General features: G+C 60.2%; 6 protein-coding genes. 2 read left to right on the top strand and 4 right to left on the bottom strand.

Translation table 11 applies throughout. The features are described 5' to 3' along the window. The first annotated feature begins 313 nt into the window (after window positions 1-313). A complete protein-coding gene (locus ACODS3_RS06755) occupies window positions 314-523 on the top strand; it encodes a hypothetical protein (protein WP_489033839.1) in 210 nt (69 codons plus the stop codon). Window positions 524-716: 193 nt separating this feature from the next. Here ACODS3_RS06755 and ACODS3_RS06750 read toward each other — a convergent pair whose 3' ends face one another. From ACODS3_RS06750 to ACODS3_RS06735, 4 genes are read right to left on the bottom strand one after another with little or no spacing between them, the layout of a single operon-like run. After that, window positions 717-1,322, bottom strand: coding sequence for a LysE family translocator (locus tag ACODS3_RS06750; protein ID WP_201000662.1), 606 nt, complete (start codon window positions 1,320-1,322; stop codon window positions 717-719). A 53-nt stretch (window positions 1,323-1,375) separates the two neighbouring features. After that, complete coding sequence (locus ACODS3_RS06745; protein WP_489033838.1) at window positions 1,376-4,426, bottom strand: efflux RND transporter permease subunit; 3,051 nt, start codon at window positions 4,424-4,426, stop codon at window positions 1,376-1,378. After that, window positions 4,423-5,535 (bottom strand): efflux RND transporter periplasmic adaptor subunit, encoded by a 1,113-nt coding sequence (locus ACODS3_RS06740; RefSeq protein ID WP_489033837.1) that lies wholly within the window; start codon window positions 5,533-5,535, stop codon window positions 4,423-4,425. The genes ACODS3_RS06745 and ACODS3_RS06740 overlap by 4 nt, the downstream gene beginning before the upstream one ends. After that, window positions 5,532-6,965: an efflux transporter outer membrane subunit gene (locus ACODS3_RS06735; protein ID WP_489033836.1), complete on the bottom strand. Its 1,434-nt coding sequence runs from the start codon at window positions 6,963-6,965 to the stop codon at window positions 5,532-5,534. Before ACODS3_RS06735 ends, ACODS3_RS06740 begins: the two co-directional genes overlap by 4 nt. A gap of 220 nt (window positions 6,966-7,185) precedes the next feature. Here ACODS3_RS06735 and ACODS3_RS06730 point away from each other — a divergent pair, with 220 nt between their 5' ends. After that, window positions 7,186-8,502, top strand: a complete 1,317-nt coding sequence (locus ACODS3_RS06730; RefSeq protein WP_489033835.1) for a diaminobutyrate--2-oxoglutarate transaminase family protein — start codon at window positions 7,186-7,188, stop codon at window positions 8,500-8,502. Window positions 8,503-8,552 lie beyond the last annotated feature (50 nt).

The following is an 8,552-nucleotide window of genomic DNA, read 5'->3' as shown; positions in this document are numbered from 1 at the left end:
GCAGTTACTCCTTGAATCACACAACGACTGGACACCCGATCCGCCATCCACTTGACCGCCTTGTTTCCAGCAAAAATCGTCATATGTTCTGTCTCGAATAGTCAGGGACTTCGGTATATATGAGGGAACTTTAATCAGGCGATCCGGTACATGTATGTCACTTGATACCCGGACAAGAAACAGGACGTGCGGTACAAATACCGAATAGGGCGGGCTTGTCCCTGTTTTTCACCACAGACAACCCGGCCTCGCAGTGATCGAATACAAATGTGCAAGTAACGTTTGAGCAGTTTCACGTGCAAAGGACGATGACATGAGCAGCTTCGAACCCGGTGAATACGTACGCCTGCGCTCGGGAGGCAGGAAGATGCAGGTGATCAATGCCGGGGCGACCGAGTCCCTGCCCGACTCGTCGCTGGTGGCTTGCGAGTACCGTGCTAAAAGTCGAAGAGTGTTGGGTTTCTATGCGGCCAACTCACTGATTCGTGCACCGCATTCTTCGAGTGATGCAATGCAACAATAAAAAAACAAGAATAAACACTGGAAGTTGAATAGTTGTTAACTTCCAGTTTGCCTGGCCACTCCCCCTTCGATCCTCTTTTGCAGGATCGTTTTTATTTGCCTCAATAAATACACATCCCGACAGGAGTTCATTCATTCGCGAAGTTACCCTTCGCGAATGAATGAACTCCTGCGCAGTCTGAAACTTCCGAACATCAAGCGGTAAACGAATGCGAAGCCAGGTTGTAAAGCAGGCCGGTTGCGAACAGGCCGATGACCATGGAAACGCCCTTGTTCAGCAGACGCGACGAACGCGGTGAATTCAACCGGCTGCCAAAGCAGGCACCGAAGATGACCCAGGCCGAACCAACCGGCAGGACCACAGCAGTAAAGGTGCTCATGAATGCCAGGTAATCCGCACTGTTGAGGAATGTACCGACAGGTGCCACGAACGAAGCGAAGAACAGCCCCTTGGGATTGGTCAGCGTGGCGACGAACAGACCTGCTGGCGAAAGACCCGGCTCATCATCGGCGTGCTGGCCGGCACGGGCCATAGACCAGAGCTTCATTGCGATATAGAACAGGAAGCACACCGCGAAGGCCTTGCTGAGGGTTGCCACCCAGGGATAGTCACGGGCGATCCGGTCCAGGGTCAGCCCCCAGGCCGTGATCTGAATCATATAGGCCAGCCACTCTGCCCCCACCCACAGCAATGACTTCGTATTGAAACCCCGGTTCATGCCAGTCTGGAACAATAGCGAGTTGGTCGGGCCGGGAACCGCGAGCACAGCCAGCAGCGCCAGAAAGATTGAACCACTCATGTTGATGCCCTCATTCGGTTGTAGTGTTGATTGGAACAGCGAATCTGGATAGGTCAGTGGCCATGGCCCAAACGCCCCGTAGCGCGCTTGAAGAGCTGCAACAGGTCATCCACATAGGTAAAAATCACCGGAATCACCAACAGACTGAGCACGGTCGAGGTCAGGAGCCCGCCGATCACAACCACCGCCATGGGCTGCCTGAATCCCGGATCGGCCCCCACGCCGATAGCTGTCGGCAGCATCCCGGCGCCCATTGCAATGGTGGTCATCAGGATCGGGCGCGCACGCTTGTGGCAGGCATCGAGCAGCGCCTGATAACGGCTCATGCCGAAATCCCGACGAGCGAGAATCGCGTAGTCCACCAGCAGGATCGAATTCTTGGTGACGATGCCCATCAGCATCAGCAAGCCGATGACCGAAGACAGGGAAAAGCTCAGATCACAAGCCAGCAGCCCCAGCAATGCGCCGCCCAACGAGAGAGGCAGTGCGGAAAGAATGGTGGCCGGTTGCAGAAAGTCGTGAAACAGCAGCACCAGTACCGCATAGATGCAGAACACACCAATGGCCATGGTCAGGCCGAAGCTGCCAAACAGCTCGCTCATCAACTGCACTTCGCCCTGCTCCACCAGCCGGACTCCGGCAGGCAGATGCGCAAGCCCCGGCAACTGACGGGCCTGATTCATCACTTCGCCCAGGCTGCGGCCATTGAGTTCGACAGACAACGTGACATAGCGCTGTCGATCCAGACGATCGATCTGTGCCGGCCCGCTGCCGGTACTCAGTTCCCCCAGGGAAGCCAGCGTGACCTGACCATCCCGGCCATTGACGCGCAACTGGCCAATACGTTCGAGGTCGCCCCGCAGACCCGGCTCCATGCGCACCCGCAGGTTCACCTGGCGTTGGGAAAGATTGATCTTGCCCAAGGCCGAGGAGTAATCGCCATAAGTGGCCAGACGCAAGGTATCGGCGATCTGCTGACTGGTGACACCCAGTTGCGCGGCCCTTGTGTAATCCGGGCGGAACTGGACCTCCGGTGCCTGCAATGCGGCGCTGGAAGCAATGTTGCCCACCCCGTTCAGTTGGCGCAGCAGGGGTTCGAGAGCCAGTGCGGTACGCTCCAGCAAATCACCGTCTTCACTGGCAAGGACGATATCTAGCTTTTCACCGTTGCCATCGCCGCCCACGCTGACACGAGCCCCCGGCAGTGAGCGCAAGGCATCGCGCATGCTGGCTTCCAGCTCGGTCTGGCTGAACTCACGATCCTGACGCCGGGCCAGCTCCACGGTCAGGGTTGCCTGATTGACCGCTGCGCCATCGCCCGCCTCGCTACCTGCCGTTCCCGCCATGGCGAAGATATGCCGGATCCCCGGCAATGGCTTCAGTCGGGCACTGGCGTCGCGGGCCAGACTGGCGGTCTGCTCCAGAGTCGCGCCCGGCGGCAGTTCCAGGGTAATGGTGGACCGGGCAATGTCCTGAGCCGGCAAAAAACTGGTGGGCAAGAAGCCGATCAACGCCAGTGAGCCGGCAAAGAACAGCCCGGCCAGTGCCATGCTGGTCTTGCGCCATTCGAGACTGCGATGAATCCACACCAGATAGCGGCGCATCAGCCAGCCATCCTGCTCGACGTGATCCACCGGTTTGAGAAAGGCCGCAGCCATCATCGGGGTCAGCAGGCGCGCAACCATCAGCGAGAAAAGCAGCGCCGCCGAAGCCGTGACGCCGAACTGCACGAACAGCTTGCCTGCAACACCGCCCATGAATGCCGTGGGCAGGAACACCGCGACCAGCGTCACGGTGGTGGCGATCACCGCCAGCCCGATTTCATCCGCTGCCTCCATGGCGGCCTCGCGTGGGCTTTTGCCCATGCGCAGATGCCGGGCGATGTTTTCCACCTCGACAATCGCATCGTCGACCAGAATGCCGATGATCAATGCCAGGGCCAGCAAGGAGACGGTATTGAGAGTAAAACCGGCGAAGTACATCAAGCCAAAAGTGGGGATGATCGACAGCGGCAATGCCGTTGCGACGATCAGCATCGCCCGTGGATCGCGCAGGAACCACCACACCACCAGAACCGCCAGCAGAATCCCCTCGTACAGCAGGTTCATCGAGTCGTGATAATTCTCCAGCACCGAGGCCGAGCTGTCGCTGATCTCGATCAGGCTGACACCGGGCTGCCGGGCCATGAAATCTGCCACCGCCGCACGGATGCCACTGGCCATGCTGACGTCGGAAAACCCCAGAGAGCGGATCACCTGCACACCAATCACTGGCTTGCCGTTGAAAAATGCCAGGGAATGGCGCTCGGCATGGTGGTCGCGGATCGTCGCCAACTGGCGTAATGCAAAGGAACGACCATCGCCAGTCGGCACATCAACGGCGCCCAGTGTCTGCGGGTCTTCGATACCGCCCAGAGTACGCACCGCCATGCGCGCGCCACCCAGCTCCGCCATACCGCCGGAGTTATCGATTTCCATGGCCTTGAGCTGCGTCTCTACATCGGCAACACCCAGCCCCAGCCCGGCCATCATGGTCGGATCGAGATCCACCTGAATCTCACGCTCGACACCACCAACCCGCAACACCTGAGCAACGCCCCTGACCTCTTGCAGATGCTTGCTCAGTTCATTGTCGACAAACCATGACAGCGCCTCTTCGTCCATGCCCGGCGCGTCGATCACATAAGTCAGCACCGGTGTGTCATGGATCGTCAGCCGCGAGACGCTGGGGGTTTCCAGGCTGGCGGGCAGTTCCGCCATGGCACTGTCCACCACATTACGGACTTCGTTGAGGGCTTCGTTGCCATCCTTCTCGATAGCGAAGCTGACATTGATCTGTACATTGCCGGAGGTGATGGTCGTGGTGACATGCTTGAGCAGCCGCAGCGATGACAGCCGGTCCTCCAGCTTGCGGGCCACCTCGGTTTCCAGTTGCTCGGGTGCAGCGCCTTCAAGGGATGCACTGATGGTGACGGTGGGCAGATCGAGGTCGGGGAAATCCTGGATACCCAGCCTTTGCAGACCGATAAAGCCCAGCACGCCCAGCAGGATAAACAGCATGATTGCAGGAACGGGAAAGCGTATCGACAAGGACGACAACGTCATGGCTGAACAGCCCCCGCCGTCACCGGCGTCACATGGGCACCGTCACTCAGGAAAGCACCGCCGGAACGCACGATGGTCTGCCGTTCGTCCAGCCCGGAAACGATTTCCACGGCATTATCCCTGCGGCGCCCCAACTGCACCTGACGCAGCGCAACGCGCTCATCGGTGCCGACAATGAATACCCAGGAACGGCCATCACGCAGGAACACCGCTGTATCCGGCACCGTCAGTGCAGGTTTCGCAGCCAGCTCGATGCGGCCACTGGCATACATGCCAGAACGTGCCGGGCTGTCTGGTGCAAGTGCCACATACACCAGCGCCCGGCCGGTATTGTTATCGAGGATTGGCGATACCAGACGAACCTGGCCATCCACCGACTGGCCGTCGGGCAGCGTCAACTGTGCGTGCTGCCCTGGCTTGACCCTAAGCAATTGCCGGGCGTCCAGCTCGGCCTGCCACTCGATACGCCCCTCGCGCACCAGTCGAAACAGCTCGGTACCGGCATCCACCACACTGCCCAACAGCGCTGTGCGCGATGAGACGATTCCATCATCGACTGCCACAATCCGGGTCTGGCCAAGGCGGATACGAATACTCTGCATATCGGCAGTCGCAACGCCCAGTTCGGCCTTGGCGGTGTCCAGGGCAATCCGGTACTGCTCGCTCTGCTGAGCAGACAAAACACCGGTCACGCCCACCACATCGGCACGGCGCACATCGGATTGCGCCTTGCGCAGGTTGGCCCGGGCCTGCTCGACGGTTGCCTGCTGCCTGCTCTGCTCGGCCAGCAGGCTGTCCTGGGCCAGGGTTGCCAGTACCTGCCCCTTGCGCACCCGGTCGCCGATATCCGCATGAATACTGGCAATCCTCAGACTGCCGGTTTCTGCGCTGATCAACGCTTCCTGCCACGGCAATAACCGACCGCTCGCCGTCAGTTCATGGGGCCATGGGCGCCACTGTGCCTGGGTGACCTCGACGCTGAGGCTGCTCAAATTGCTGGCAGGTGCGGCGTCTGGAGCTTGCGGGCGACTGCGAATCACGAAAACCAGCACCAGAGCAATGCCCAGCACCAGCACGATCCAGACGAACTTGCGACGTACGGAACTCAAGATCGTTCTCCCGCCGAGGCCTGCGCGACCGACGTGCTATCAGCGCTGTCCTGCCATCCTCCCCCCAATGCCTTGTAGAGGGCGATCCAGTAACGTACCTGTTCCTGTTGCAAGGTAATCAGTTCAATCCGGGCATCGAGCGCGGAACGCCGGGCCACTTCCCGATCCAGAATACTCACGCCACCGGCCTGCCAGGATTTGTCCACGGCCTGAAAATATTCGCTATAGCCTTGAGTCGCCCGTTCGACATCGGCTTCACGGCGTCGAGCCGCGTCGAGCCGGACCAGCGCCTGTTCCACCTCGCCTACGCTCGTGCGCAGCGTCTGTCGATAAGCGGCCAGTGCAGCGTCGTAAGCAGCCTCGGCACTCTTGACCGTGGCGCGACCGAGGCCGCCATCCAGCAGCGGTAAAGACAACAATGGCCCTACAGTCCAGTTGCGCACCAACTGACCATCCGTAGTCCCGACGGCAAACGAGCCGGTCAGGCTCAGGCTTGGCCAGCGCTGGGCTTCGGCCACACCGATATCCGCGCTGGCTGCGGCCAGTTCGCGCTCTCGCGAGGCCAGGTCAGGCCGCTGGCGAACCAGATCGGCAGGAATGGAACGGACTTCCAGTTGTGCTGGCGACGGCAGGATGGCCGGTGCCTGGCCCAGCAATTCCCGCACCCGCTTTTCATCGCTGCCGGTCAACAGGGTCAGTTGCTTGAGCAGTACTTCGCACTCGCTGCGCTGATTGATCAGGGTCGACTGGCTGCTGGCCGCCGATGCCTGGGTCAAGACCAGATCGGCCGGTGCAGTGAAACCGGCCTTGAGGGACAGCCCGGTCAGTTCGGCGGTCTGGCGCTGCGAATCGAGCTGTTCCTGGTAGGCCAGAACCAGGCGCTGACAACCTCGATATTGAACGTAGTCATCGGCCACTTCGGCCGCCAGCGACACCCTGGCGTCATGCCAGTCATCGACACGGGCCTGAATACGATTGGCCGAGGCTTCACGATTACGTCGAAACTTGCCGAACAGATCGAGTTCCCAGGCGGCATCGAGCCCCGCCGAGGAACTGGAGTACGACTGGCGCGTGCTCTCTTCACGCTCTCCCGTACGGTTGCGTGACAGACTGCCTCGCAAGCTGGGTGCCGCATCGGCATCGCTTGCTGCCAGGGTCGCCCTGGCCTGCTGAATGTTCGCCCAGGCCTGATCCAGCGTAGGGCTGTCGGCCTCGGCCCATTGCAGCAGGCGTTCCAGTTGCGGATCGTTGAATTGTTGCCACCAGCCGGACAGCGCCTTGACGCTGGCGCCGTGGGGCAAAGGTGCATGCCATTGCGCGGGCAAGGTGATCGGCGGAGGCTGATAGTCGGGCCCCATCACACAACCACTGGTGATCAGGGCAATGAGTATCGGCAGTGAACGTTGCGCTGCCGCTTTGAAGATATCCATGACGTCCTCTTGATGCCCGGACGTTGGGTCAGGCGCTCGGCTGCATTGACGGCGCTATTGAAACGTCTGCCGTCATGACTGTCTGGCGCGGAAAGCGGGGACATTGCCCCGTGGGAAATTGTCGGTCCATGACCTGTGCAGCAGAATCGCAATCACATCACGCGGGCGTGTGAACACCTCGCAGGCGATGCCATTTCTCAAGGCAAACGAGTGACCGACTATGCAAGAGTTGAGCTATCTGAAAAAAGTCGAATCCAACGCAAGGACTTACGCGGCCACATTCCAGCGCCTGTTCGTCAGCGGTAACGGTTCACACCTCAAGGATGACCAGGGACGCGAGTACCTTGACTGTCTGGCCAATGCCGGCACCCTTGCCCTGGGTCATAATCCTGCGGTGGTCCGCGAGGCCGTGCTGCAGTTTCTGGATACCGATCAGCTACAACAAGGCCTCGATCTGGCAACGCCGGCCAAGCATGAGTTCGTGCAGGCGCTCTTCGCGACATTGCCCGCGCCGATGCGCAACAACAGCAAGATCCTGTTCTGCGGCCCCAGTGGTTCGGACGCTGTGGAAGCGGCCATCAAGCTGGCACGTCATTACACCCAGCGCACCCCGCTGATGGCATTTCATGGCGGCTATCACGGCATGACCGCAGGCGCCCTGTCGGCCATGGGCAACCTCAAGCCCAAGATCAACACAGGCGCGGTCAACCCCGGCACACACTTCCTGCCCTTCCCTTATGCGTTGCGCTGCCCCTTTGGCACCGATGGCTCGCAGACCGATAAGCTTTCCATCGAATACATCCGCACGGTACTCAGCGACCCCGAAGGCGGCGTGCAGAAACCCGCCGCGGTGATCGTCGAAGTGATTCAGGGCGAAGGTGGCTGTATTCCCGCGTCGGCAAACTGGCTGCGCGAGTTGCGTGAGATCACCCGTGAGCAGGAAATCCTGCTGATCATCGATGAAGTACAGACAGGCCTGGGGCGTACCGGCAGCACCTTTGCCATCGATCATTCGGGGATCACTCCAGACATTCTGGTGCTATCCAAGGCGATTGGTGGTGGTTATCCGATGTCTGTAATCGTCTTTGCCGAACACCTGGATACCTGGGGCCCCGGCATGCATGCGGGTACATTTCGTGGCAACCAGATTGCAATGGTCGCGGGTGCAGCGACGATCCGGCATATACAGTCACAGAACCTGGCGGCGCAGGCTGCTGCACGGGGCGAGACGCTGGCCAGCGGTCTCAAGGACATTGCCCGGCGCTACCCGGCACTGGCCGAAGTCCGTGGTCGCGGCCTGATGCTGGGCGTCGAGGTGACCCACCCTCGCGAGCAAGGCCGCACCGGCACGGGCCATTCACAACTGGCCCGCGCCATCAAGCTCAACTGTTTCGAGAATGGCCTGATCATCGAAACCGGAGGTCGTCATAGCTCCGTACTGCGCTTCCTGCCGGCGCTGACCATCAGCGAACAGGAAGTGGCCATGGTTCTTGAGCGTTTTGAAGATTCGGTTGCAGCAGCCTGCAAGGGACATTGATCAACCGCCCCCCTGGCAGGAGCGAATTCATTCGCGAATGAATTCGCTCC

The sequence above is a fragment of the Pseudomonas sp. FG43 genome (assembly GCF_057809175.1).
Note: the sequence above shows the minus strand (reverse complement) of the source record. Positions and strands in the feature narration are given on the sequence as shown.

Excerpts from the sequence above, each read along its gene's own strand:
- ACODS3_RS06755 (WP_489033839.1), top strand. The coding sequence starts at position 314 with ATGAGCAGCTTCGAACCCGGTGAATACGTACGCCTGCGCTCGGGAGGC.
- ACODS3_RS06750 (WP_201000662.1), bottom strand. The coding sequence starts at position 1,322 with ATGAGTGGTTCAATCTTTCTGGCGCTGCTGGCTGTGCTCGCGGTTCCC.
- ACODS3_RS06745 (WP_489033838.1), bottom strand. The coding sequence starts at position 4,426 with ATGACGTTGTCGTCCTTGTCGATACGCTTTCCCGTTCCTGCAATCATG.
- ACODS3_RS06735 (WP_489033836.1), bottom strand. The coding sequence starts at position 6,965 with ATGGATATCTTCAAAGCGGCAGCGCAACGTTCACTGCCGATACTCATT.
- ACODS3_RS06730 (WP_489033835.1), top strand. The coding sequence starts at position 7,186 with ATGCAAGAGTTGAGCTATCTGAAAAAAGTCGAATCCAACGCAAGGACT.